We start from the raw sequence: 23199 nt of genomic DNA, 5'->3' as shown, positions 1-23199 counted from the left end.
GCTCGGCCACTCGCTCTCCGGCCGGGTCACACAGCGGCCGGGGCCGTGGGCTCGGTCCCCGTCCTGGCGCAGACGGAGGCGGCGACCTGGGAGGCGAACTCCAGCATCGCCCTGGCGGACGACGGCGAGAGCGCACGGTCCCAGCCCCGCTCGGCGCCCAGCCAGGCCAGGATCCCGGTCATGAACGCGTCGCCCGCGCCGATGGTGTTGACCACCTCGACGGGAACCGCCGGGACGGAGACGGGTTCCCCGCCGGGCACATACGCGGTCGCGCCCTGCGCCCCGCGGGTCACCACCACCAGCCGGCCCTCGTCCGCCAGCCTGCGGCAGCTCCGGTCCGGGTCGGTGTCCGGCCAGAGCCGCACCAGGTCCTCGTCGCTGGCCTTCACGACATGCGCGAGGGCGCACAGGTCCCGCAGCCGTCGCAGACCGCGGACGGCGTCGACGGTGCGGTCCTCGCGCACATTGGGGTCGACCACCAGCAGCGAGTGCCGTGCCGCCTCCTGTGCGACGGCGGCGACCGCCCTCGCCGCGGGTTCGACGACCGCCGCGAGCCCGCCCACGTACACGGCGCCGAACCGGGCCGCCTCCTCGGCCGGCCGCGGCAGCCGGAAGGTCGCCGTGTCCTCGAGGTGGAAGTGGTAGGCATTGCCGCTGCTGCCCGGGTCGGCGACCGCGAGCGCCGTCGGGAGGTCCGCCCTCGCACTGAGCCCGAGGTCGACGCCCGCACGGGTCAGCCACTGCTCCACGGACCGTCCGAAGCCGTCGTCGCCGAGACCTCCGGCGAAGCAGACCCGCCGGCCGAGCAGGGCGAGGCCGACCGCCACATTGGCGGGCGCGCCACCCGGCTGGGCACGCAGCACGCCGGGCTCACCGGGCACCGGGACGAGGTCGATCAGCGCCTCGCCGACGACGAGGACCGCAGCGGACCCGCCGGTCACGGCTCCACCACGATCTTGCGCCCGATGCCGGCCTGGAAGCGTTCGATCGCCTGCGGGTACTGCTCCAGGGGCAGCCGGTCGCTGATGAAGACGGACGGGTCGAGCACGCCGGCCGCGAAGAGGGCCGCGGCCCTCTCGTAGCTGTGGAGCACCGCCATCGAACCGGTGATGGTGATCTCCTGGTTGTAGATCCGGTAGGGCTCGATGACGGCGGTCGTCGCGTAGTCGGCGACCCCGAACTGGAGGAAGGTGCCTCCCTTGGCGACGCGGCCGAGGCCGTCCTGAATGGCTCCGGCGTTGCCCGTGGCGTCAATGACGACGTCCCAGCCGCCCGGCCGGTCCAGCGCGTCCGCGCCGGATGCCGTCCGTGAGCAGCCGAGCAGGCCCGCGGTGGCGAGGCGTTCGGGGTTGACGTCGAGGACGTCGACGGATGCGGCGCCGGTGCGCTTGGCGAGCTCCAGCATCATCAGGCCCATGGTGCCGGAGCCGTAGATCAGCACCTCGGCGGCGAGCGTGCTGTTGAGCACGTCGTAGCCGCGCACCGCGCAGGACAGCGGCTCGATGAGGGCCGCGTCGCGGACGTCGATATGGTCCGGCAGCCGTACGCAGTTGGCGACCGGTGCGACGGCGTACTCGGCCGCGCCGCCGGGGACGGTGACCCCGATGGCGGCCCACCGGTCGCAGAGATTGCCGCGTCCGGACCGGCAGTAGCGGCACTCGTGGCAGTGCAGCGACGGATCGACGGCGACCTTGTCCCCGACGGTCAGTTCGGTGACATCGGCGCCGATACCGACGACCTCACCGGCGAACTCGTGGCCGGGCACGATCGGCAGCGTCGGTGCGAACTCGCCCTGGAGGATGTGCAGATCGGTGCCGCACAGCCCGCAGGAGGCGACGTCGACGACGACCTCGCGGGGCCCGGGGGTGGGGTCGGGAACCGTCGTGACCGAGACCTTGCCGGGGGCTTCGACGATCGCTGCCCTCATTTGACTGCTCCAAGCGAGAGGCCCTGGACGAGCTTGTCCTGGGCGGCGTAGCCGGCGGCGAGCACCGGCAGGGACACGATGACGGAGGCGGCGCACAGCTGGGCGAGGAAGAGGCCCTGGCTGGTGACGAATCCGGTCAGGTAGACAGGTGCGGTCTGGGCGACGACGCCGGTGAGCACCCGTGCGAACAACAGCTCGTTCCAGCTGAAGATGAAGCAGATCAGGACGGTGGCCGCGATCCCCGGCCCGGCGACGGGCGCGACGACCCGGGCCAGCACGGTGGGCAGCCGGGCGCCGTCCACCTGGGCGGCCTCGATGATGGAGACCGGCACGTCGGCGAGGAAGGACTGCATCATCCACACCGCGATCGGCAGATTCATCGAGGTGTAGAGGATGACGAGCAGCCAGATGTTGTCCAGCATCCCGGCGTTCTTCGCGAACAGATAGACGGGCAGCAGTCCGGCGACGACGGGCAGCATCTTCGTGGAGAGGAAGAAGAACATCACGTCGGTCCACTTGCGGACCCGCCGGATGGACAGGGCGTAGGCGGCCGGCAGCGCGAGGACGAGCACCAGGACGGTCGAGAACAGTGACGCGGACAGGGAGTTGATCAGGGGTGGCCAGGGGGTCGGGCCGCCTCCGCCGCCGAAGAACTGGCGGTAGCCGTCCAGTGTCAGCGAGGCGGCGAGCGACGGCGGGTTGGTGGCGGCGTCGGCCTCGGAGTGCAGCGAGGTCAGCACCATCCACAGCGCGGGCAGGCAGAAGGCGAGCCCGACGATCCAGGCGACGACTCCGAGGGCCGCGGAACGCCGTCCGGCCTTCCGTGCCGCGGGCGGCAGTTGGGGTGTACGGCCGGTGGCCGCGGGCTCAGTGGTGGTGGCAGCGCTCATGCGCGGTTCGCCTCCTCGCGGAAGAGGGAGGAGACCACCCGGAGAGCGAAGGTCGCGATGATCATGGTGCCGATCACCACGACGACTCCCGCGGCGGACGCCAGCCCGTACTCGTGGGCTCGGTAGAAGGTCTCGTAGATCGTGTAGGGGAGGTTGGCGGTGCCCAGTCCGCCGGAGGTGATGGTGAACACCGCGTCGAAGTTCTGCACGATGTACACGGAGCCGAGCAGGACGCCGAGTTCGAGGTAGCGACGCAGATGCGGCAGCGTCAGATAGCGGAAGGTCTGCCAGCTGCTCGCGCCGTCCAGCCGCGCGGCCTCCATCATCTCGGCGGGCCGGCTCTGCAGACCCGCGAGCAGGATCAGCATCATGAACGGGGTCCACTGCCACACCAGCGCCGCCTCGACGGCGAGGAGCGGCATGCCGGAGATCCAGTCCGGCTGCGACATGCTCTCGATCCCGAACAGGTCGCCGACCCAGGTGAGCGCTCCGTTCAGCAGCCCGTACTCCGGGTTGTAGAGCGCGTGCTTCCACAGCAGGGCGGCGGAGATCGGCACGATGAGGAAGGGCGTGATGAGCAGTGTGCGCACCATGCCCCGGCCGAAGAAGGTGCGGTCCAGGAGGAGGGCGAAGAGCAGGCCGAGGACCACGGTGACGAGGACGACGGCCACCGTCAGCACCACGGTCGTGATGACGGAGTCCCGCAGCGCCGGGTCGGTGACGACGGAGGCGTAGTTGGACAGGCCCGTGAAGTGGCGTTTGTCCGGGCTGAGGGAGTTCCAGTCGAAGAGCGAGATCACCAGGGTTGCCACGAACGGCAGTTGGGTGACGGCGATCAGGAAGACGAGGGCGGGCAGCAGGGGGGCGCGGGTGACCCATGCGCGGGCCCGGCCGCTCTTTCCGGTTCGCGCCACGGCGGGACGGCGCGACAGGGCCGGCCGGCTGATCGATGTGGTCATCGGTACTCCTCGGCGACCTTCTCGGCCAGCTTCTGGGAGGCGGAGAGGGCCTTGTCCACGGACTGGCGGCCGGCGATGGCGGCACTGATCTCCTGGGCGACCTTGGTGCCGAGATCGGTGAACTCGGGTACGCCGACGAACTGGATCCCGGCGGTCGGCCGGGGCTGGGTGCCGGGGTTCTTCGGGTCGGCACTGGAGATGGCCTGCTCGGTGACGTCGGCGAACGCACCGGCTTCCTTGCGGTAGTCGGGGTTGGCGTAGGTCGACGCCCGTTTGCCCGCGGGCACGTTCGCCCAGCCGCTCGTCCCGCCGACGAGGGCCTCGTAGTCCTTTCCGGAGGCCCAGGAGATGAACTCCCAGGCGTCGTCGGACTTCTTGGAGGCCTTCTGCATGCCCCAGGCCCAGGTGTAGAGCCAGCCGGAGCTCTTGGTGCGCTCGACCGGGGCCGGTACGTATCCGATCTTCCCCTTCACCGGGGAGCCCGACGCCTCCAGCGATCCGGCGCCGGCGGTGGCGTCGTACCACATCGCCGTCTTGCCCTGCGTCATGTTGTTGAGGCACTCGGCGTAGCCGGACTGAGGTGCGCCCAGCTCCCCGTGTTCGCGGACCAGGTTCACATAGAACTCGGTGGCCTTCTTGAACTCCGGTGAGGTGAGCTTCGGTTCCCAGTCCTCGGTGAACCAGGTGCCGCCCATGGTGTTGACCACGGTGGTCAGCGGGGCGATGACCTCGCCCCAGCCGGGCAGGCCGCGCAGGCAGATGCCCTTCATACCGCGCTCGGCCCCGTCCGCCTTCGCGGCGAGGTCGGCGACCTGCTGCCAGGTCGGTTTCGGGGGCATCGTCAGGCCCTTCTTCGCGAAGACGTCCTTGCGGTACATGAGGAAGGACGACTCGCCGTAGAAGGGCTCGGCGTAGAGCCTGCCGTCCTCGGCGGTCAGGGAGTCCCGCAGCGGCTCGAGGATGTCCTGCTGGTCGAAGGCGGTGTCGGCCCGGGCGTACTCGTCCAGCGGGTGCAGCCAGCCGTTCTTCGCGAAGAAGGGCACCTCGAAGTTGCTGATGGTGGCGATGTCGTACTGACCCGCCTGGTTGGAGAAGTCCTGGCTGATCTTGTCGCGGACGTCGTTCTCCGGGAGCACCGTGAAGTTGACCTTGATACCGGTCTCCTCGGTGAAGTGCTTCTTGGTGAGCTTCTGCAGCTCGACCATCTGCGGGTTGTTCACCATCAGGACGTTGAGCGCGTCGCCGCCCCCGAAGGAGGTGCCGCCCGCTCCGGCGCAGCCTGCCGCGAGGAGTGCCATCGCTGCCGTGCCCGCGCCCGCACGCACGCGGAGTCCCCGTCGTCGTCGGTGGTGGGGCATGAGTTCTCCTGATCAGTCGTAGCGGCTCGGTGATCGGTGGTGCGGGGCATGGCCGGCCCGTCCCCCGGCCGGTGACGGGGGCTGGACGCGACAGGTGTGGGCACTGGAGGGGAGGCCGGAGGAGGGGTCCTCCTCAGACGCGGACGACCTGGGGGCCGAGGAGTGAGTAGCGCTGGGCCTCGGCGGAGGGCAGGGCGGCGTCGGTGACGATGGCCTCGAAGTCACCGACGTCGGCGAAGCGGCAGAAGCTGACCGCGCCGAACTTCGTGTGGATTCCGGTGAACACCCGCCGTCGTGAGCTGCGCATGGCCTGCGCCTTGACCTCGCTGACGGCCGGGTCGGGGGTGGTCAGTCCGTACTCGCGGGAGATCCCGTTCGCGCCGACGTACGCCAGGTCGATGACGAAGCCGGCGAGCATCCGGGTGGCCCAGTGGTCGACGGTGGCCATGGTGCCGCCGCGCACCCGGCCGCCGAGGAGGAGTACGGCGATCTTCTCGGCGTCCGCGAGGACGGTCGCGACCGCGAGGGACGCGGTGACCACGGTCAGCGGCCGGTCCCTCGGCAGTGCCTCCGCGACGAGCTGCGGGGTGAAGCCCTCGTCGACGAAGACGGTTTCCGCGTCACCCAGCAGATCGGCGGCCGCGGCCGCGATCCGTGACTTCTGCGGCACATGACGGGTGGTGCGCACGGCGAGTGTGGTCTCGAAGCCGGCCGACTCGACGGGGTAGGCCCCGCCATGAGTGCGCCGCACGAGCCCGTGCTCCTCCAGGGCGTGCAGATCGCGCCTGATGGTCTCCTTGGCCACCCGGAAGACGCCCGCGAGAGCGGTGACATCGACCGACCCGTCCCGTCGGGCCGTGTCGAGAATTCCCCGTCGGCGTTCCTCGGTGTCCACGACACACTTCCCTGTTTCCGCTCCGTGCACTGTTGCGCGCCGGGTCCGAAGTCCGTTCGGGCCCATGCGTCGTTTGTACAAGCACTCCCGGCCGCTCGACCAGGCTCTTCGCTGAATCCCGTGCGCCCGTATGCGCCCGTTTCCCCGACGCGATCCGCGCTGGTCGCGGCGCCGGGCACGGGGATCGCGGGCCCCGGCCGTGCCCGCTTGGCCCCCCTGCCGAGTCCGAACGGCGCCCGAGGGCGGAGACTGGAGCCGCACACCCCTTCGGGACCCGGAATGCGGTGAGCTCCGGAGGGCTGGAAAATCGATGAATGGCTGGGTCCGCCCGTACGTATGCGTAGGCGCGGACATGGATTCTCCGACGGACTTCCAGGAGCACACGTATGAGTGGTACAGCCCAGATCGGTGTCACCGGGCTCGCGGTGATGGGGCGCAACCTCGCCCGTAACTTCGCGCGCAACGGCTTCACCGTCGCCGTGCACAACCGCACCGCGACGAAGACACGGGCGCTGGTGGAGGAGTTCGGCGACGAGGGCACGTTCGTCCCCGCCGAGTCGGCGGAGGAGTTCGTCGCGGCGCTGGAGCGGCCGCGCCGCCTGGTCATCATGGTCAAGGCCGGTGACCCCACGGACGCGGTGATCGAGGAGTTCGCGCCGCTGCTGGAGGAGGGCGACGTCATCATCGACGGCGGCAACGCCCACTTCGCGGACACCCGGCGCCGGGAGAAGGAGTTGCGCGAGCGCGGCATCCACTTCGTCGGTACCGGCATCTCCGGCGGCGAGGAGGGCGCGCTGCACGGGCCGAGCATCATGCCGGGCGGCTCGGCCGAGTCGTACGCGACGCTGGGTCCGATGCTGGAGAAGATCGCGGCGAAGGCGCCCGACGGCACCCCGACGGTGGCTCACATGGGCCCGGACGGTGCCGGTCACTTCGTGAAGATGGTGCACAACGGCATCGAGTACGCCGACATGCAGCTGATCGCCGAGGCGTACCACCTGCTGCGGTCGGTCGCGGGCTACTCCCCCGCGCAGATCGCCGAGACGTTCAGGACCTGGAACACGGGTCGGCTGGACTCGTATCTGATCGAGATCACGGCGGAGGTGCTGGCCCACACGGACGCCGCCACCGGAAGGCCGTTCGTCGACATCGTCACCGACCAGGCCGAGCAGAAGGGCACGGGCCGCTGGACCGTGCAGATCGCGCTCGACCTCGGTGTGCCGGTCTCCGGTATCGCCGAGGCGGTCTTCGCCCGGTCGCTGTCGGGGCACGCGGATCTGCGCGCGGCCTCGCGCGGGCTGCCCGGCCCGACGCCCCGCGCGCTGAGCGACGAGGAGGCCTCGCGCTTCGCCGACCAGGTGGAGCAGGCCCTCTACGCGTCCAAGATCGTGTCGTACACCCAGGGCTTCCACCAGATCCAGGCGGGCAGTGATGCCTACGACTGGAACATCGACCTCGGCTCCGTCGCGGCGATCTGGCGGGCGGGCTGCATCATCCGGGCCGCGTTCCTGGACCGGATCCGTGCCGCGTACGACACCCAGCGGGACCTGCCGAGCCTGCTGTCGGACAAGGAGTTCGCCTCGGAGATCGGTTCGGCGCAGGACGACTGGCGCGATGTGGTCGCGACGGCGGCGCACCAGGGCGTGCCCACGCCCGGTTTCTCGGCGGCTCTCGCGTACTACGACGCGCTGCGGGCCGACCGGCTGCCTGCCGCGCTCACCCAGGCACAGCGGGACTTCTTCGGTGCGCACACCTACCGGCGCGTGGACCGGGAGGGCTCGTTCCACACCCTCTGGGGTGGCGACCGCTCCGAGGTCGGCACCGACTGACGAGGCCGCGACAGCCGCTGATCAGCCCACCGGGCCCGTGCCTTTCGGCCGGGCCCGGTGCGGGTTCTCTGTCTGTCACGCCTGGTCTTCTACGGCTTCGTACGCCGGGCCGGGCGTGTGCTTCCCGGTTCTCACGCGGGGCCGGGCGTTTGCTCGCCCGGTTTCTCACGCGGGGCCTGGCGCGGGTTCGGGCTCCGGCGACGGGTCCGGGTCGGGGCCCGGCGGCTTCGGAATGGGGTCGGGCGCCGGCCCCGGCGGGGGCGAGGGCACCGGCACGGGACCGGGCAGAGGGCCCGGTGTCGGGCCGGGCGGTCCCGGCGAGGGGACGGGTGACGGCGGTACGGGCGGCTGGGTCATGCCTGACCTCCAGGGTTCGGAGTCGTGCCTTCCCAATGTCTCGTGCTCCGCCTGCCCACGCGCGCCGGGTCCACACGCCTCAAGATCCGGAACGTGCCGCTCCCACGGCCGCCCGCAGGCCCGGGCGAGGGCTGGACAGGACGGGGAGAGCGGTTGTCGTACGGGCGGCGGCGTCCGCCATCGACGCCTGGGCCAGCACGACGACATCGGCGTCCCGCACGGCGTCGACCTCGGCGGCCACCCGGTCGAGATACCGCTCGCGATCACCCGCGAGGAAGTGCTCCCAGGCCTCGCCGGCCAGAACGGTCCGCAGGTCGACACGGCGCCCGGCGGCCTCCTCACGGATGAGCGAGGCGGTGGGCTCCAGGGTGCTGCGCAGGGCGGCGACCACCACGACGCGCTGGTGAGCCGCCGCCGCGGCGGCCATCGGCCGGTCGACCCGCAGCACGGGTACGCCGGTCCCTACCGCTTGCCTCTCGGCGACTGATCCGATCGTGGAACAGGTGCACAGCACGGCCCTCGCCCCGCCCGCCACGGCCTCCTCGAGCACGGCGGCGACGTCCGCGCCGACGGCGTCGGGTCCCTGGGCCACCGCACGGGACAACAGCTCTTCCCGCACGTAGTGGCGCAGCGGGACGCCGGGGTGGTCGGCGTCCCGCAGGGAGTCGAAGACCGGCACGTGGACCGGGGAGGTGTGGAGCAGGGCCAGCATGTTCTCGCTCACCAGAGGTCGGGGTTCGCCTTCAGCTGGTCCTCGGCGGCCACGACCAGTTCGGACGGGGGCGTGGGGCCCTCGTCGGGGTGCTTCTGCACCCAGCGGGCGGCGTACGGGCAGAGCGTCACGACGGGCACGCCCTCCCGCTCGGCGATCCGGAACAGCTCACGCACCAGGGCGCTCGCGATGCCCTTGCCCTCGTGCTCCGGCTCGACGATGGTGTGCACCGCGACGAGGGCCGGCGGCACCGCGTCCAGGGTGAAGTAGGCGATGCGCCCGGTGACCTGGCCGTCCTCATAGGCCTCGAGGAGGCCCTTCGACCGGTTGTCGCGGATGTCGGGCTCGGACATGGCGGCGGGCTCCCTCGCTCGGATCAGCTTCTGCTGTGGTTGCTGTCTGACGGGCGATCATGTTACGGCGTGGGGGCTGCGCGGGTGCGGCTGCCGGGCACGGGCGCGGCGGCGTGGGGACTGCGCTCGGTGCCGCTGCCGGGCACGGGCGCGGCGGCGTCCGAGCCGAGCTCGATGATGCGGTTGCGCGCGTCCACATGCACGACGGCGGGCACGAGCGCCCGCGCCTCGGCGTCGTCGACCTGGGCGTAGCTGATCAGGATGACGAGATCGCCGGGGTGGACGAGATGGGCGGCGGCCCCGTTGATCCCGATGACTCCGGAGCCCCGTTCACCCTCGATGACATAGGTCTCGAGGCGGGCGCCGTTGGTGATGTCGACGATGTGGACGAGCTCGCCGGGAAGGAGGTCGGCGGCGTCCATGAGATCGCGGTCGACGGTGACGGATCCGACGTAGTGCAGATCGGCCTGGGTCACGGTGGCACGGTGAATCTTGGACTTGAACATGGTGCGCAGCATGGGGTGCTCCTGCAAGTAGGCTCCCTGCCTGCGTTCTTGCAGGTCAAGGGCTGTGCGCATACCTTACCCGCCAGTCGCGCGCCAGGGCAGGGCCAGCCGGGATTTGCGAGCCTCGACGGGCACGGACGGCTGCCACCCCCAGGATCACCGCGCAGCCCTCGCACTTGTCAGCGAGCGATCGAGACGGCGAAGGGCGCGAACCCGCCGGAACGCATCACGTGAGGGACGAACAGGACCGCGGCCTCGACGGCCTGCGCGGTCTCGATCCCCCCGAGGTCCGTGATCCAGTCCCGCTGCCAGCCGAGGTCTTCGAGGAGCCCTTGGACGACCTGCTTCGCTTCTTCGTCGTCACCGGAGAGGAAGGCGGTGGGCGATTGGGAGAGTGCCGCCGGCGCGGTCATCACGGTGTAGAGCATGGTGTTGAGCGTCTTGACCACGCGCGTGCCGGGGAGCGCTTCCTGGAGTTGCCTCCCGAGGCTCGAGCCGGGGTAGATCAGGTCGGCGGGGAGTCCGTCCGGTCCGTCGACGGTGGCGTTGGAGACATCCATGAGGATCTTGCCCTCCAGCGCCTCCCGCAGAGCGAGAAGCCGTTCCAGCGAGCCGGCGCCCGGCGTCGCGTTGATGACGATCCGCGCCGCTCGGGCAGCGTCGGCCGCGGCGCCCGGCGAGCGGTCCGCGACGGTCACCTGATGCCCGGCCCGGCTGAGGGCTGCGGACAGGCTGCCGCCGACGCGGCCGTTTCCGAGTACGGCGATCTTGGTCATGTCGATCTGGTCCTTCCGGTGCTACTGGATCTCAACGGTGGTCAGCGGGAGAGTGTGGCGACAGCGTCGGTGTGCACACCGGGTGCGGCGGCCAGCAGGCTCTCGCTCTGTGTCGTCCACGGGCGGCCCTCGGCGTCGGAGATCCGCCCGCCGGCCTCGGAGACGAGCAACGCGCCGGGAAGCAGGTCCGCCCGGGCGCCGGCGAACTGCCAGAAGGCGTCGATCCGGCCGGCGGCCACGTTCAGCAGGTGCAGGGTTGCGGGCACCGATGTCCGCACCACGAGCGCGTCGAGCAGCATCGCCGTGATCGAGGCGCCGATGCGCCGTGTGACGGCTTCGTCCTCGTCCGGCCTGGCCTGGCTCGTGGCCACCAGGCCGAGTCCGAGGTCCGTGGTCTCGGAAACGTGCAACGGGCGGCCGTCGAGGTGGGCGCCACCGCCCGCGAGCGCGGTGTAGGTCTCACCGGTCAACGGCAGATGGACAGCGGTCAGCACCGGCTGGTTCTCGCGCACGAGTGTGGCGGTGACCGCCCAATCCGGCAGACCGTGCAGGTGGTTGACGTTGCCCTCGGCCGGATCGACGACCCACCATTCACCGGCGGGCAGAGCCCCGCCGTCGAGCTCTTCCTCGACCCAACGGGCGCCGGGGCGCAGGAACGTGAGGCGCGGACGCAGAACATCGAGGGCCGCTTCGTCATTGGCGGCGAGCGCGCGCATCAGCTCCTCGCGCGTCCGGTGGCGGACCACGCCGCCGAACCGCTCTCGCAGCACCGAGCCCGCAGCCTCCACGGCGATCGCGGTCTGCGCCAGCAGATCGGCGTCGGACGCCGCATCGGCAACTACGGCACTACCGGTGCCACCGGTGCTCTGAATCGATTCGGACATGGCTGTACTCCCAACTCAGCAGGGGTGATGAGGGCGAGGGCGTGATCGACGATCTCCGCGCCCCGCACATCGAAGGTATGGGCGCGCATAGTTAACCTCAAGTGCATGTAAAGCACGGCTAGAGTGACTCGCATGCAACTGGATCTGAACCTGCTCGCCGCCCTCGACGCGCTCCTCGATGAAGGAAGCGTCGCCGGCGCGGCCGAGCGCCTGCACGTGACGGCACCGGCGATGAGCCGGAGTCTCGGCCGGATCCGGAGAACAACGGGTGATCAGATCCTGGTGCGCACCGGGCGGACCATGACCCCGACTCCGTACGCCATCGCCGTCCGGGAGCAGGTCCACGAGCTGCTCCAGCAGGTCCAGAGCGTGCTGGCGCCCAGCCGTGAACTCGATCTCACGACACTCGAGCGGACGTTCACCCTGCGCTGGCACGACTCTCTCGTCGGGCTCGGCGGCCCCGCACTGCTCGCGGAGGTGCGTCGGCAGGCACCGGGCGTTCGGTTGCGCTTCATCGCGGAATCGAGCACCGACACGCCTGAGTTGCGTCGCGGCGAAGTCGACCTCGAGGCGAACGCGAACCGCCCGACGCAGTCCGACATTCGCGGCGAGCTCCTCGCCGAGACCGGGCACGTCGTCGTCGTACGCCCGGACCATCCGCTCGCCCGCGCCAAGGCCGTCACCCTCGCCCGGTACGCCGAGGCCGAGCACATCACCATCTCGAGGCGCGGAAGGTTCGACAACGCACTCGACGGCGCTCTGGCGCAGCTCGGACTCACACGACGCGTGGTGGCGACCGCGCCGACCGAAGCGGCCGGCCTGAGCTTCGTGCGTGACTCCGACCTGCTGGTCACCGCCCCCGAATCGACAACCCGCTCAACGGCCGCGGACCTCGGGCTGGTGCTTCTCCCCCTGCCGTTCGAACTTCCGCCGGCTCCGGTGTACTTGTCCTGGCATCAGCGCTACGACACCGACCCCGCACATGCGTGGCTGCGCAATCTGGCGCGAGCCGCGCTGACTGAGGCGGCACATTGACCACGGAACCGCCGCGGAGCACCACGCTCAGCCGTCGGTCTCGGTGATGTCCACGCCGCTGATGTCCTGGTCCAAGAAGGCGGTCAGGGCATCGGCTTCGGCGCTCACGGCCTCGCGCTCCGAAGCGGCGAGAGGCCGGAGCAGAGTGACGTGCAGGTGCTTGTCGCGCACGGTCCAGGTGGCTCGGACCCGGCCGTCGACGAGCACGACGCGGTGACCCGTGACCGACAGGCCGAGGTGGGCGTCGTCGATGATGCGGCTGCGGTCGCGGTAGCCGAGGATCGCGTTGTCGAACGCCGGGAGGAAGCGCACGGGGGCGGGAGTGTCCGGATCGGGGCGTGGCGCGTCGGGCAGATCGAGGAGCTCGCGGCCGCGTTCGTCACGGAAGGCGACGAGCTCCTCCCGGAGGGCTCCGACTGCTGCGGGAAGTCCCGCGAGACCGCACCAGGAACGCAGGTCCGCCGAGGCAGCAGGCCCGTAGGCGGCGAGATAGCGTCGCACCAGCTGCTGCCCGACCGGATCGTTCTCGTCGGAGGGGAGCGGATCCACGTCGCGGCCGAGCCAGGTGGCCAGCGGCAGATTGCGCACACCGGCGGTCGTCCGCCACAGACCGCGAGGCGGGAGCTGCACCATCGGGATCAGGGCGGCCACGAGCAGTTCCCCCAGCGCCCGGCGCGGCGGGCCCGGCCAGCGGCCTTCGAGTGCCTGGACGAGTTGGGCCATGGTGCGGGGCCGTTCGTCGGCCATGACCGCACGGCCGGCCGCGGCCACCTCGTCCAGGTCGATGCCCGCGAGTTCGTGCCGGTATGTGGCCAACACGCGCTGGCACAGCATCGGTTCATGGCGGGCCCGCCAGGCCAGCGCGTCCTCGGCGGTGACGAGATGGACGGTGCGGCGCATCAGGTGCGTGCGGACGACATCAGCGCCCGTCAGCGCTTCGTCCAGTTCGGTGGGCTCGAAGGCGCGCAACCTGGACCACAGTCCGACGAACGGTTCCTGAGGCTCCTGCGCCTGCAAGCCGCACAGGTGCGCCACGGCATCGCACACGGACGTGTCCGCACGGTCGAGCAGGTACTGACGAGCGAGTGTCGCGCGGTTGAGAGCACGTGTGCCGAGTACCGTCATGGTGTTCCCAGGCCACCTCGCACCCGGCCGACAGACACAACTGCCGTGCGGGTACGGCGACCTGGCCCCTCCCTTCTGTCCCGGGGCCGGCCACGGTGGCGTGGCCGGCCCTGACTGCCATGAGCCGAGCCGGAGCGGATCAGCCGTTGTGCGGAGCGTCGTACGGAGCAGTGACGTCCAGGACCCAGGTCACGCCGAAGCGGTCGGTGAGCATGCCGTAGAGCGGCGCCCACGGCGCGGCCTCCAGGGGTCGCACCACTGTCGAACCCTGCGCCAGCTTCTGCCACAAGGCGCTGATCTCGTCGGCATCGTCACCGCGCACGGAGACGAAGAACGGGTTCTCGCCCTGGGCCCAGGCCAGTTGTGAGGGCACGTCGTAGGCCATGACGCGGAAACCGTTCTCCCCCACCACCTCACCCCACATCACCCAGTCCGCCTCGTTCTCGTCCTGGACGTTGCCGGCGTCCTTGTACGTGACGGTGACGCCGCGTCCGCCGAAGACGGACTGGTAGAACCCCAGCGCCTCACGCGCGGCGCCCCGGAAGTTCAGGTGGGTGGTGGTCATGACGGACATGGCTGCTCTCTGCTGACGGACGGATGTGCGCGGCAACGCACTGGCCGAGCCCCGGAAGGGGTGCCCTGACCAGGGCGGCCCACCCTCGGCGGCTCGGTCGCCACCGTTCCACGGGTAGCGGACAGGATGTGTCCTCTACTGCGGGCACCATGACGTCGGTGCAGACAACTTCCTCGCGACTGCTCGCGCTGCTCTCGCTGCTTCGGACGCGCCGCGCCTGGTCCGGCGAGGACCTCGCCGAGCGGCTCGACATCACTCCGCGCACGGTGCGCCGCGACATCGACCGCCTGCGCGACCTCGGGTATCCGATCACCGCCGTCAAGGGACCCTCCGGCGGATACCGTCTCGGCGCAGGCGCGCATCTGCCTCCGCTGCTGTTCGACGACGGCCAAGCCGTTGCACTCACGGTGGCCCTGCAATCCGTCGCAGCCGGGGACGCCGTCGCCGATGACGCAGCACGGGGCCCTCGGCACCATACGGCAGGTCATGCCACCACGACTACGGCACCGCACAGACATGGTGAGCGTCACCGCCCTACACCCACCCGAAAAGGGGGACACCGCTCAGGTCGCCCCTCAGACCTTCGTGGAGCTGAGCACCGCCATCCACGCACACGTGGAACTCCGCTTCGACTACGGCCAGGGGCCGGCAACCGCAACCGAGGAACCCCGGCGGGTCCAACCGCACCACCTGGTCACCTGGCGCGGCCGCTGGTACCTCGCGGCCTGGGACCTGGACCGCGACGACTGGCGGACCTTCCGCGTCGACCGCATACGCCCCCGCACGCCCACGGGCCCTCGCTTCGTACCGCGCGAACTTCCCGGTGGCACCGTTTCCGCGTTCATCACCAACCGCTTCCGCGGCAGCGACGGCAGCGATTGGCCGTGCCGAGGCGAAGTGATCCTCAACCTCCCTGCCACCGCCGTCGCGCCCTTCGCCCAGGACGGAACCGCCGAGGCACTCGCGCCCGACCGCTGCCGGCTCGTCCTCGGCTCATGGTCATGGACCGGTCTGGCCGCCGCCGTCAGCCGCTTCGACGCGGACATCGAGGTGGTCGGCCCGCCCGAGCTCAAGAGCGCGTTCGCCCGCCTCGCCACCCGCTTCTCCAAGGCGGCCGGCACGACCGCGCCGTGACAGGCGGCGGGGTGCTGCGCCGGCTCACGCGCAAGACGGCCCAGGCTTCCTGGGCGTCGCCCGGGCGCGCGCTCGTACTCGCTGCGCCGGGGAACAGCTCGGCGCACTCACCAGCGGGGAGTTGTGTACCGGCTCGCCTACGACTCCGCAGCCCCCCGCCCCTTCGCCCGCCTCCCCACCACCATCGCCGCCCCCACCGCGCTCCCCACGAACGCCGCCGCCAGCGTCCAGCCCCGGTCGAACAGATGCCCGCTGGCGTGGTCGAGGGAGTAACGGCCCGGGCCGGCCAGGCCCACCGTTGCCGCGGTGAAGCCGAGGAACGCCGGGTATTCGAAGCCGCCCTCCTGGGCGAAGAACCCCGCGGGGACGTGGACCGCCACCGCGCCGGCCATCGCTCCCGCCGCGGCCGCTCCGGCCGCCGGTGTGGCGAGGCCCAGGGCGAGCAGCACGCCGCCGCCCGTCTCTCCCACCCCGGCGGCGATCGCGCTCTGGCGGCCGGGGTGGTAGCCCATGGCCTCCATGCCCTGGGCCGTGCCCTCGATGCCTGGGCCGCCGAACCAGCCGAACAGCTTCTGCGATCCGTGCGCCACGAGCACCGTTGCGGTGCCGAGGCGCAGGGCGAGCAGTCCGAGGTCACGTCGGTTGAGGCGGGCCATGAGTGTCTCCCGGTGCCGGTGGGGCGCGAAGGGTGGGGCGCCGCCGCGGAGGCGCATGTGACCACTCTCGTCCCGCCCGGCCGCCCACCCTCGGTACTGCTACTCCATACGGGTGACATGGGCGCCTGATCCACTCCGCGGGCCGTGCGGTAGATTTTGCGCGCCTTGACCGGCATCAACCTCATCGACACGGAGACCGGCCCCTCAATGAGCGACATCGTCAACGGACTTGGCCGCGCGACCGCGTACGGCGCACTCGGTGTGGTCCTCCTGATCCTCGGGATCGTCCTGATCGACCTGCTGACCCCGGGCAAGCTCGGCCGTCAGATATGGGAGGACCGCAACCGCAATGCCGCGCTGCTGCTGAGCTCCGCGCTCCTCGGTATCGGCGGCATCGTGTTCACCTCGATCTGGACGACGTACGACCACTTCGGCAAGGGCCTCGCCTCGACGGCCGCGTTCGGCCTCCTCGGTCTGGTGATGATGGCGGTCGCGTTCCTGGTGGTGGACCTGGTGACGCCGGGCAAGCTGGGCGCGACCCTCGTGGAGCCGGAGCCGCATCCGGCGGTGTGGGTGACCGCCTCCTGCAATCTGGCGGTGTCGGCGATCATCTCCGCGTCGATCGCCTGAAGCGCACGCAGGAGGGATGGGCGGACTCGCTACGACGCGTCGTGGAAAACGAGTCCCAGGGTGTGCCGCTCCCCCGACCTGATCGCGCTCACCCCGTGCCGTACCGGTGACGCCGACCAGCCGCGGCTGGAGCGGACCGGGCGGTCGCGGGTGGTGAAGACCAGGGCGCGGCCCTGCTCCAGCAGGGTCGCCGTGCCGCGGGACTGCGCCCGGGGCCGCTGTTCGACGAGGAGGAACTCGCCGCCCGTGTAGTCGGTACCGGGCCGGTCGAGGCCGATGGCCACCTGCAACGGGAAGACCGCTTCGCCGAAGACGTCACGGTGCAGGGCGTTCCAGTCGCCCGGTCCGTAACGCAGCAGGATCTGCGAGGACTTCGTCTGGCCGGCCTCGTGGCAGATCGCCGGCCAGTCGTCCAGCTCGTCGGGCCAGGGTGCCGGCCGGCCCAGGCGCTCGGCCCAGGCGCGGGCGATCGGCAGCAGCCGCGGGTAGAACGCGGCGCGCAGTGCCCGGACGGTCGGCGGCAGAGGGTCGGAGAAGTAGCGATAGGTGCCGGAGCCGAACCGGTGGCGGGCCATGTCGACCGTGGACCTGAAGTGCTCGGGCTCGTCCCAGAGGGCGGCGATCGCGCGGCACTCGGCCGGATCCAGGATGCGCGGCGTCAGGGCGCAGCCGTATGCGTCGATCTCCTCCGCGAGTGCCGCCCAGTCCGTCGCGGGAAACCCTGCTTCGGTGGGAAACGCTGCTTCGGCAGCGAGGGCTTCGGTGCTCCGCACGGTCATGGTGTGCTCCAGAAGTGGTGCATGGCGTACGAACTCCACGGCCGCCACGCCTCGGTGTCGGACGCCTGGGCGCCCGCCCGGCGCATGCCCGCGCGGACGGCCGGGTCCTCGGTGAGGAGGACGTCGGGGTCGCCCAGGGCCCGCATCCGGATGTAGCCGGCCGTCCAGCGGTCGATGCCCGGCAGGGCGAGCAGTCGGCGTTCGGCGTCGTCCCGGTCGGCGCCGGGGTCGAGGGTCACCGAGCGGTCGGCGAGGGCGGTGGTGAGGGTGCGCAGGGCGGCGCGCCGCGCGTCGGGCAGGTCGAGATCGTCGAGGTCGGCACCCGCCAAGGTGGCGGTGTCCGGGAAGAGATGCGTGAGTCCGCCGCTCGGTTCGCACAGGGGACGGCCGTGTGCCACGACGAGCGCGTGGCCGCGTCGGCGTCCCTCCGCGGTCGTCGCCCGGTGGCCGAGCACGGCGCGTACGGCGAGCTCGTGCGGGTCGGCCGCTCCGGGGGCGCGCAGTCCGGGGCGCGCGGCGACCAGGGGCGCCAGCGCCGGGTCCGCTCCCAGGCGTTCGGCCACCGCGCACGGGTCCGCGTCCAGGTCGAACAGGCGGCGCACGCGCTGGGTGGCCGTCGTCAGGTCGCGCAGATCGGTCAGATGCAGCCGGCACTCCAGCCAGCCGCCCGCGCCCGGCTGTTCACCGATTTCGGCCACTCCGGCGCCGCTGGGCAGCCGCAGGGTGCGCCGGTAGGTCCGGGACCCGCGTTCGCCGACGATCTCCTCGATTCCGGGAACGGCACGGGCGGCGAGGTGATCGAAGACCTCGACGGAGGCGTAGGGGCCGCGGTGGGCGAGCCGAAGAGGCACGCCGGCGCGGCCGTTCGCCGCCGCGACGGGTCCGAAGCGTGAGGCGCGCCCGGGGCGGGCGGAGCGGATCTCGCTGGGCGTCGCCGCGTAGATCTCGCGCATGGTGTCGTTGAATTGCCTGACACTGGCGAATCCGGCGGCAAAGGCGATCTCCGCGGCCTGGAGGGTCGTCGTCTGGAGCAGTACGCGGGCGGTGTGGCCGCGTTGGGCCCGGGCCAGCGCGATGGGGCCGGCGCCGAGCTCGGCGTTGAGCTGCCGTTGCACCTGACGGGCGCTGTAGCCCAGTCGGCCGGCGAGCCCCGCCACACCCTCACGGTCGACGATCCCGTCGCCGATCAGCCGCATCGCTCGGCCCACGACGTCGGCGCGGGCGTTCCACTCGGCGGAGCCCGGTACCGCGTCGGGCCGGCAGCGGCGGCAGGCGCGGTAGCCCGCGCCCTGGGCGGCCGCCGCCGTGCGGTAGAAGGTCACGTTCCGGCGCTTGGGGGTGATCGCCGGGCAGCTCGGCCGGCAGTAGATCCCGGTGGTGGAGACGGCGAAGAAGAAGACGCCGTCGAACCGGGCGTCCCGGCTGCTCACCGCCTCGTACCTGCTGTCCTCGATCGTCATACGGCCAGTATGGGCACGGCCCCGGCAGCCCGGCTGGCGGAATTCGGACGTCACGTTCGGCAGGCTCGGACGAGCTCTCGGGCCGTCAGAGGCTGATCAGGACCGGGCCGCCCTCGGGGTCCAGGCCATCGAGCCGACCGGCTCGCAGATGCAGCGGGCGCCCGGGCCGGGCGGGCATCAGCAACTGCTGCCGGTGCAGTACCCGCCCGTCCTGGCTGACCAGCACGCGCGGTGGTGCCAGCGGTGTCGAGGGGCGCAGGACGAACCGCACCGGGCGGGGACCGTGCGGGCGGACGATGTTCGGCACGGCCCACAGCAGCGGAGCCTCGACCCGTACGGGCAGCCCGGGGCCCGGCCACGGCTCGCCGTCGAGATGGCGCAGCACGTCCTCCGCGGCGGCGCTGCCCTCCTCGGCGGCGACCCGCGCCCGCTCACCGCCGTGCAGCAGATTTCCCGCGGCGAAGACACCGGGTTCGGCCGTGCGGAAGGCGGTGTCGACGGCCGGTCCGCGGGTGCCCGCGTCGAGCGCGATCCCGCCGCGTCTGGCCAGTTCGTGGTCGGGGATCCAGTCGCCGGTGAACACGATCGTGTCGCAGCCGAGGGTGGTGGTCCGCCCGTCCTCGTGACGCAGCCGTACGCCGGTCAGCCGGCGCCGGCCGAGCAGTTCGACGACGTATGTCCTGGCCAGCAGGGGGACGGGCCGGCGCAGGGACGGCACGCGGGTGCGGGGTTGTTCGGTGACCATGGCGACGGTCTCGGCGCCGCTCGCGCGCAAGGTGCGTACCGCGGAGAAGGCGACCGGTTCCGCGCCGACGACGACCGCGCGGCTGCCGACCCACTGGTCGTGCAGATGGACGGCCTGCTGGAGTTCGCCGGTGGTGAGGACGCCCGCGGGCCGGGTGCCGGGGACGAGCCGTGCGCTGCGCGGGCGTTCACGGGCTCCGGTGGCGAGGACCACGGCCCGTGCCGAGACGGTCTCCGGGCCTGCCGGTCCGACCGTCTCCAGGGTGCGCGGGCCCGCCCAGCCGGTGACGGTGACTCCGGTGCGCAGCCGGGCGCCGGAGCGTACGGCGTCGTGGACGAGCCGGCGGGCGTACTCGGGGCCGCTGAGCGGCCGCTGCAGATCGCGGAGCCCGAAACCGCCGTGGCAGCAGTGGCGCGGGATGCCGCCGGCCTGCTGCTCACGTTCGACGACCTCGACCCGGCCCGCTCCGGCGGCGGCCAGGCGGGTGGCCGCGGCGAGCCCGGCCGGGCCCGCCCCGACGACGAGGACGTCGACCGTGCGTACCGTCATCGCCGCTCCTCCTCGAACAGGGAGCGCACCGCGGGCCCGCAGAAGAATCCCTGACAGCGGCCACCGCGGGCCCGGGTCCGCCGGCGCAGTCCGTCCAGGGAGCCGGGTGGGACGGTGCTGTCCAGCGCGTCGCGTATCTCTCCGAGGGAGACGCGTTCGCAGTGGCAGACGAGGGTGCCGTACGCCGGGTCGGCGGCGATGAGCTCGGCCTGCTGCCAGGGGCGCGGGAACGCCTCGCCGAGGTTCGGCATCCGCACCGGTTCCAGGTCGTGGGCGGGACCGGGGTCGAGTCCGACGTCGGACAGAAGGTCCATGACGTACGCGGCGATGGCCATGGACGCGGTCAGGCCGGTGGAGCGGATTCCGCCCACGGTGATGTACCGCTGTCGTGCGTGGGCGCGCACCTGGTAGTCGTCGTGCTCGGTGGCGGCGCGCAGTCCGGCGTAGACGGCGGTGACCTCCTCGGTCACCAGCTCCGGCAGGATCCGCCGACCCTGCTCGCGCAGCAGCGCGAGTCCTTCGGCCGTGGAGCCGGTGGCCTGCTTGTCGTCCAGGTCCTCGGCGGTCGGTCCGAGCATCACATTGCCGTACACGGTCGGGGACACGAGCACGCCCTTGCCGAGGGCGGTCGGCACCGGGAGCAGGATGTGGCGGACCAGAGGGCGCGCGAACTTGTCGAAGACGATGAGCTGACCGCGGCGCGGGGTGACGGTGAAGGTGTCGTGGCCGAGCTGCCGGTCGAGTTCGTCGGCGTACAGTCCGGCGGCGTTGACGAGGAAGCGGGTGCGCAACAGACCGCGGCTGGTGGCCAGTTCATGGTGGGTGGTGCCTGTGATGCTCTGCACCCGGCAGTTGAGATGCAGATCGACGCCGCCGCGGACGGCCTGGGTGGCGTAGGCGAGGGTGGTCGTCCACGGGCAGATGATGCTCTCGCCGGGAACGTCGAGTGCGCCCAGTGCGCCGGGGCCGAGGTGCGGTTCGCGGCGGCGCACCTCGTCGGCGTCGATCAGGCGGGCGTCGTGGTAGCCGTTGCGTTCGGCTTTGGCTGCGAGCGCCGGCAGCGCGTCCAGCTGCGTCCGGTCCCAGGCGACGAGCAGGGCGCCGATCGGTTCGACGGGGATACCGGCCTCGGCCGCGTAGGCCGCGAGCCGGCGCTGTCCGTCGCGTACGAGCCGGGCTTCCAGCGAACCGGGCACGGCGTCGAAACCGGTGTGCAGGATCGCCGTGTTGGCCTTGGAGGTTCCGTTGCCGACGTCGTCGGAGGCGTCCACGAAGGCGGTACGCAGCCGGCGGCGGGCGAGCTCGCGGGCGATGGCCGATCCGACGACTCCGGCGCCGACGACGATCACGTCGTAGAGCGAGTCCGGCAGTTCGCCGGCGGTGGTGACGGTCATGCGCCCGCCGTCCCCGCTCCCCCGGCCATGGGCGTACGGTCCAGCAGCGCGGACACCTCACCGCGGAACCGGCCGAGGCGTTCGGCCGCCTGCGAGGCACTGATCCTCGGTTCGTAGACGGCGGAGGGCCGCCAGGCCGGTACCACCTGGTCGGTGGTCAGTGCGGCGTCCATGCCGAGCCGGGCGACGGCGCCGACACCGAGCGCGGTGACATCGGGCAACGCCGATACCTCCACCGGCAGTTGCAGCAGATCGGCCTGGGTCTGCATCAGCAGCGCGGAGCGGGTCAGTCCGCCGTCCACCCGCAGGCCGGTCAGTGGCCGGCCGAGGTCGGCGGCGACCGCGTCGGTCAGTTCGGCCACCTGGGCGGCGATGCCTTCGCAGAGCGCACGCACGAGATGCCCGGGACCGGTGTCGAGTCCGAGTCCGGTGAGTGAGCCGCGCAGGTCGCCCCGCCACCACGGGGCGGCGAGTCCGGCGAGCGCCGGGACGAAGGTGACACCACCGCTGTCCGGTACGGACGAGCCCACCGGGTCCAGGTCGGCCGCGCCCGCGATCACCCCCAGATCGGTGAGCCAGCGGACGGCGGACGCGGCCGTGTAGACCTGTCCGTCGAGGCAGTAGCTGGTGTGTCCGCCCAGCCGCCAGGCGACACAGCTGACCAGGCCGCTCGTGGTGCGGCGCGGGCTCGATCCGGTCTGCGCGAGCAGGAACGCCCCCGTGCCGTACGTGCACTTGGCGCTGCCGGGCTCGGTGACGCTCTGCGCGAGGAGGGCCGCCTGCTGGTCGACGAGGAGCCCGGTCAGCGGGATGCCGTCGCCGAAGGCGGTGGTGATGCCGACGGGTCCGTCCGCGTCCACGACCTCCGGCATCCGTTCGCCGTCCAGGCCGAAGATGCCGAGCGCCTCCGGCGACCAGGCGACCTTGTCGAGGTCGAGGAGCTGGGTACGGCCGGCGGTCGCCGCATCGGTGACGAAGGCGCCCGTGAGCCGGTGGACCAGCCAGGCGTCGCTGGTGGTGACGACGCCGTCCCGGGTGCGTTCACGGCGTATCCACGCCATTTTGGGCGCGGCGAAGTAGGGGTCGAGGGGCAGGCCGGTCAGCCGGGTCAGTTCATCGGCGTGCGGGGCGAGTTCCTCGCACAGCGGCTCCGCCCGCCGGTCCTGCCAGACGATGGCGTCGGTGAGCGGATCGCCCCTCACGGGATCCCAGGCCAGCACCGTCTCGCCCTGGTTGGCGAGCCCGACCGCGTGGACCGGTTCCCCGGCGTCGGCGAGGGCCTGGCGGCCCGCGTCGACCACGGATGTCAGCAGGCTCATCGGGTCGACCTCGACGCTGCCACCCGCGCCGTAGCGGGGTTCCACCGCCGCCGATCCGGTGCCGATCACTCCGCGTTCGGGGCAGATGACCAGCGCTTTCGTGCCGGAAGTGCCCTGGTCGACGGCAAGCACCGGGCCGGTCATCGGCCACCCCGCCCCTCGCTGGAAGGAAACCTTGATCGTGGACGCAAGAAGCCTGGATCAGGGCACGTCGGTCGTCAAGTAACGATCGAAACCGTCCACGGACCAATACTTCATCAACTTCTTGTCGTCATCGAACAGTTGAGTAAGATCGGCGGAACTACGGGCCGTGGAGCGACCACTCCATTCCGGTCCCAACCCCCCACTGTCCC

22 protein-coding genes and 1 pseudogene are annotated in these 23199 nt (G+C 71.5%); 4 read left to right on the top strand and 19 right to left on the bottom strand.

The window, feature by feature from the left end; genetic code table 11:
• Nucleotides 1-26: 26 nt before the first annotated feature.
• The 6 genes from OHA05_RS31830 to OHA05_RS31805 form a co-directional block, all read right to left on the bottom strand.
• Nucleotides 27-941: a PfkB family carbohydrate kinase gene (locus tag OHA05_RS31830; RefSeq protein WP_328862445.1), complete on the bottom strand. Its 915-nt coding sequence runs from the start codon at nucleotides 939-941 to the stop codon at nucleotides 27-29.
• The gene (locus OHA05_RS31825; protein ID WP_328862444.1) at nucleotides 938-1927 is read right to left on the bottom strand and encodes a zinc-dependent alcohol dehydrogenase family protein; all 990 of its coding nucleotides are present in this window, start codon (nucleotides 1925-1927) and stop codon (nucleotides 938-940) included. Before OHA05_RS31825 ends, OHA05_RS31830 begins: the two co-directional genes overlap by 4 nt.
• The gene (locus tag OHA05_RS31820; RefSeq protein ID WP_328862443.1) at nucleotides 1924-2817 is read right to left on the bottom strand and encodes a carbohydrate ABC transporter permease; all 894 of its coding nucleotides are present in this window, start codon (nucleotides 2815-2817) and stop codon (nucleotides 1924-1926) included. The genes OHA05_RS31825 and OHA05_RS31820 overlap by 4 nt, the downstream gene beginning before the upstream one ends.
• Nucleotides 2814-3776 carry a carbohydrate ABC transporter permease gene (locus tag OHA05_RS31815; RefSeq protein ID WP_328862442.1) on the bottom strand — a complete coding sequence of 321 codons (963 nt, stop codon included), beginning with the start codon at nucleotides 3774-3776 and terminating at the stop codon, nucleotides 2814-2816. The genes OHA05_RS31820 and OHA05_RS31815 overlap by 4 nt, the downstream gene beginning before the upstream one ends.
• Nucleotides 3773-5134 (bottom strand): ABC transporter substrate-binding protein, encoded by a 1362-nt coding sequence (locus OHA05_RS31810; RefSeq protein WP_328862441.1) that lies wholly within the window; start codon nucleotides 5132-5134, stop codon nucleotides 3773-3775. The genes OHA05_RS31815 and OHA05_RS31810 overlap by 4 nt, the downstream gene beginning before the upstream one ends.
• 133 nt (nucleotides 5135-5267) lie before the next feature.
• Nucleotides 5268-6029, bottom strand: a complete 762-nt coding sequence (locus OHA05_RS31805; protein WP_328862440.1) for a DeoR/GlpR family DNA-binding transcription regulator — start codon at nucleotides 6027-6029, stop codon at nucleotides 5268-5270.
• A 386-nt stretch (nucleotides 6030-6415) separates the two neighbouring features.
• On the opposite strand from OHA05_RS31805, the gene gndA reads away from it, so the two are divergent.
• Nucleotides 6416-7858, top strand: a complete 1443-nt coding sequence (gndA, locus tag OHA05_RS31800; protein ID WP_328862439.1) for an NADP-dependent phosphogluconate dehydrogenase — start codon at nucleotides 6416-6418, stop codon at nucleotides 7856-7858.
• A gap of 436 nt (nucleotides 7859-8294) precedes the next feature.
• Here the strand turns inward: gndA and OHA05_RS31795 are convergent, their stop codons facing one another.
• The 5 genes from OHA05_RS31795 to OHA05_RS31775 form a co-directional block, all read right to left on the bottom strand.
• Nucleotides 8295-8927: an aspartate/glutamate racemase family protein gene (locus OHA05_RS31795; protein ID WP_328863493.1), complete on the bottom strand. Its 633-nt coding sequence runs from the start codon at nucleotides 8925-8927 to the stop codon at nucleotides 8295-8297.
• Between the two features lie 8 nt (nucleotides 8928-8935).
• The gene (locus OHA05_RS31790; protein WP_328862438.1) at nucleotides 8936-9280 is read right to left on the bottom strand and encodes a GNAT family N-acetyltransferase; all 345 of its coding nucleotides are present in this window, start codon (nucleotides 9278-9280) and stop codon (nucleotides 8936-8938) included.
• Between the two features lie 62 nt (nucleotides 9281-9342).
• Complete coding sequence (panD, locus tag OHA05_RS31785) at nucleotides 9343-9798, bottom strand: aspartate 1-decarboxylase (RefSeq protein ID WP_328862437.1); 456 nt, start codon at nucleotides 9796-9798, stop codon at nucleotides 9343-9345.
• A 167-nt stretch (nucleotides 9799-9965) separates the two neighbouring features.
• Entirely contained in the window at nucleotides 9966-10562 is a 597-nt protein-coding gene (locus OHA05_RS31780; RefSeq protein WP_328862436.1) for an NADPH-dependent F420 reductase, read from the bottom strand.
• A gap of 41 nt (nucleotides 10563-10603) precedes the next feature.
• Entirely contained in the window at nucleotides 10604-11446 is an 843-nt protein-coding gene (locus tag OHA05_RS31775; RefSeq protein ID WP_328862435.1) for an inositol monophosphatase family protein, read from the bottom strand.
• Between the two features lie 132 nt (nucleotides 11447-11578).
• On the opposite strand from OHA05_RS31775, the gene OHA05_RS31770 reads away from it, so the two are divergent.
• Nucleotides 11579-12481 (top strand): LysR family transcriptional regulator, encoded by a 903-nt coding sequence (locus OHA05_RS31770; RefSeq protein ID WP_328862434.1) that lies wholly within the window; start codon nucleotides 11579-11581, stop codon nucleotides 12479-12481.
• A gap of 27 nt (nucleotides 12482-12508) precedes the next feature.
• Here OHA05_RS31770 and OHA05_RS31765 read toward each other — a convergent pair whose 3' ends face one another.
• Together OHA05_RS31765 and OHA05_RS31760 are read right to left on the bottom strand one after the other, a co-directional pair.
• Nucleotides 12509-13606, bottom strand: coding sequence for a winged helix DNA-binding domain-containing protein (locus tag OHA05_RS31765; protein WP_328862433.1), 1098 nt, complete (start codon nucleotides 13604-13606; stop codon nucleotides 12509-12511).
• A gap of 139 nt (nucleotides 13607-13745) precedes the next feature.
• Nucleotides 13746-14180, bottom strand: a complete 435-nt coding sequence (locus tag OHA05_RS31760) for a VOC family protein (protein ID WP_328862432.1) — start codon at nucleotides 14178-14180, stop codon at nucleotides 13746-13748.
• Nucleotides 14181-14338: 158 nt separating this feature from the next.
• Between OHA05_RS31760 and OHA05_RS31755 the strand changes: the two are divergent.
• A pseudogene (locus OHA05_RS31755) lies at nucleotides 14339-15314 on the top strand (helix-turn-helix transcriptional regulator).
• Nucleotides 15315-15451: 137 nt separating this feature from the next.
• On the opposite strand, the gene OHA05_RS31750 reads toward OHA05_RS31755, so the two are convergent.
• On the bottom strand, nucleotides 15452-15970 hold the full coding sequence (locus tag OHA05_RS31750; RefSeq protein WP_328862431.1) for a DoxX family protein: 519 nt from the start codon (nucleotides 15968-15970) through the stop codon (nucleotides 15452-15454).
• A 207-nt stretch (nucleotides 15971-16177) separates the two neighbouring features.
• On the opposite strand from OHA05_RS31750, the gene OHA05_RS31745 reads away from it, so the two are divergent.
• A complete protein-coding gene (locus OHA05_RS31745; protein WP_313948788.1) occupies nucleotides 16178-16600 on the top strand; it encodes a DUF350 domain-containing protein in 423 nt (140 codons plus the stop codon).
• 29 nt (nucleotides 16601-16629) lie between these two features.
• Here OHA05_RS31745 and OHA05_RS31740 read toward each other — a convergent pair whose 3' ends face one another.
• The 5 genes from OHA05_RS31740 to OHA05_RS31720 all read right to left on the bottom strand — a co-directional run bounded on the left by OHA05_RS31740 (nucleotide 16630) and on the right by OHA05_RS31720 (nucleotide 22990).
• The gene (locus OHA05_RS31740; RefSeq protein ID WP_328862430.1) at nucleotides 16630-17379 is read right to left on the bottom strand and encodes a 2OG-Fe(II) oxygenase; all 750 of its coding nucleotides are present in this window, start codon (nucleotides 17377-17379) and stop codon (nucleotides 16630-16632) included.
• Entirely contained in the window at nucleotides 17376-18839 is a 1464-nt protein-coding gene (locus OHA05_RS31735) for an AlkA N-terminal domain-containing protein (protein WP_328862429.1), read from the bottom strand. The genes OHA05_RS31740 and OHA05_RS31735 overlap by 4 nt, the downstream gene beginning before the upstream one ends.
• Before the next feature lie 85 nt (nucleotides 18840-18924).
• Nucleotides 18925-20133, bottom strand: a complete 1209-nt coding sequence (locus OHA05_RS31730; protein ID WP_328862428.1) for an NAD(P)/FAD-dependent oxidoreductase — start codon at nucleotides 20131-20133, stop codon at nucleotides 18925-18927.
• The gene (locus tag OHA05_RS31725; RefSeq protein WP_328862427.1) at nucleotides 20130-21527 is read right to left on the bottom strand and encodes an FAD-dependent oxidoreductase; all 1398 of its coding nucleotides are present in this window, start codon (nucleotides 21525-21527) and stop codon (nucleotides 20130-20132) included. Before OHA05_RS31725 ends, OHA05_RS31730 begins: the two co-directional genes overlap by 4 nt.
• A complete protein-coding gene (locus OHA05_RS31720; RefSeq protein ID WP_328862426.1) occupies nucleotides 21524-22990 on the bottom strand; it encodes an FGGY family carbohydrate kinase in 1467 nt (488 codons plus the stop codon). Before OHA05_RS31720 ends, OHA05_RS31725 begins: the two co-directional genes overlap by 4 nt.
• Between the last annotated feature and the right edge of the window lie 209 nt (nucleotides 22991-23199).

Origin of the sequence: Streptomyces sp. NBC_00306 (assembly GCF_036169555.1) — a bacterium.
In the GTDB taxonomy this organism is placed as follows: Bacteria; Actinomycetota; Actinomycetes; order Streptomycetales; family Streptomycetaceae; genus Streptomyces; species Streptomyces achmelvichensis.
This window is presented reverse-complemented; position numbering and strand designations above follow the sequence as displayed.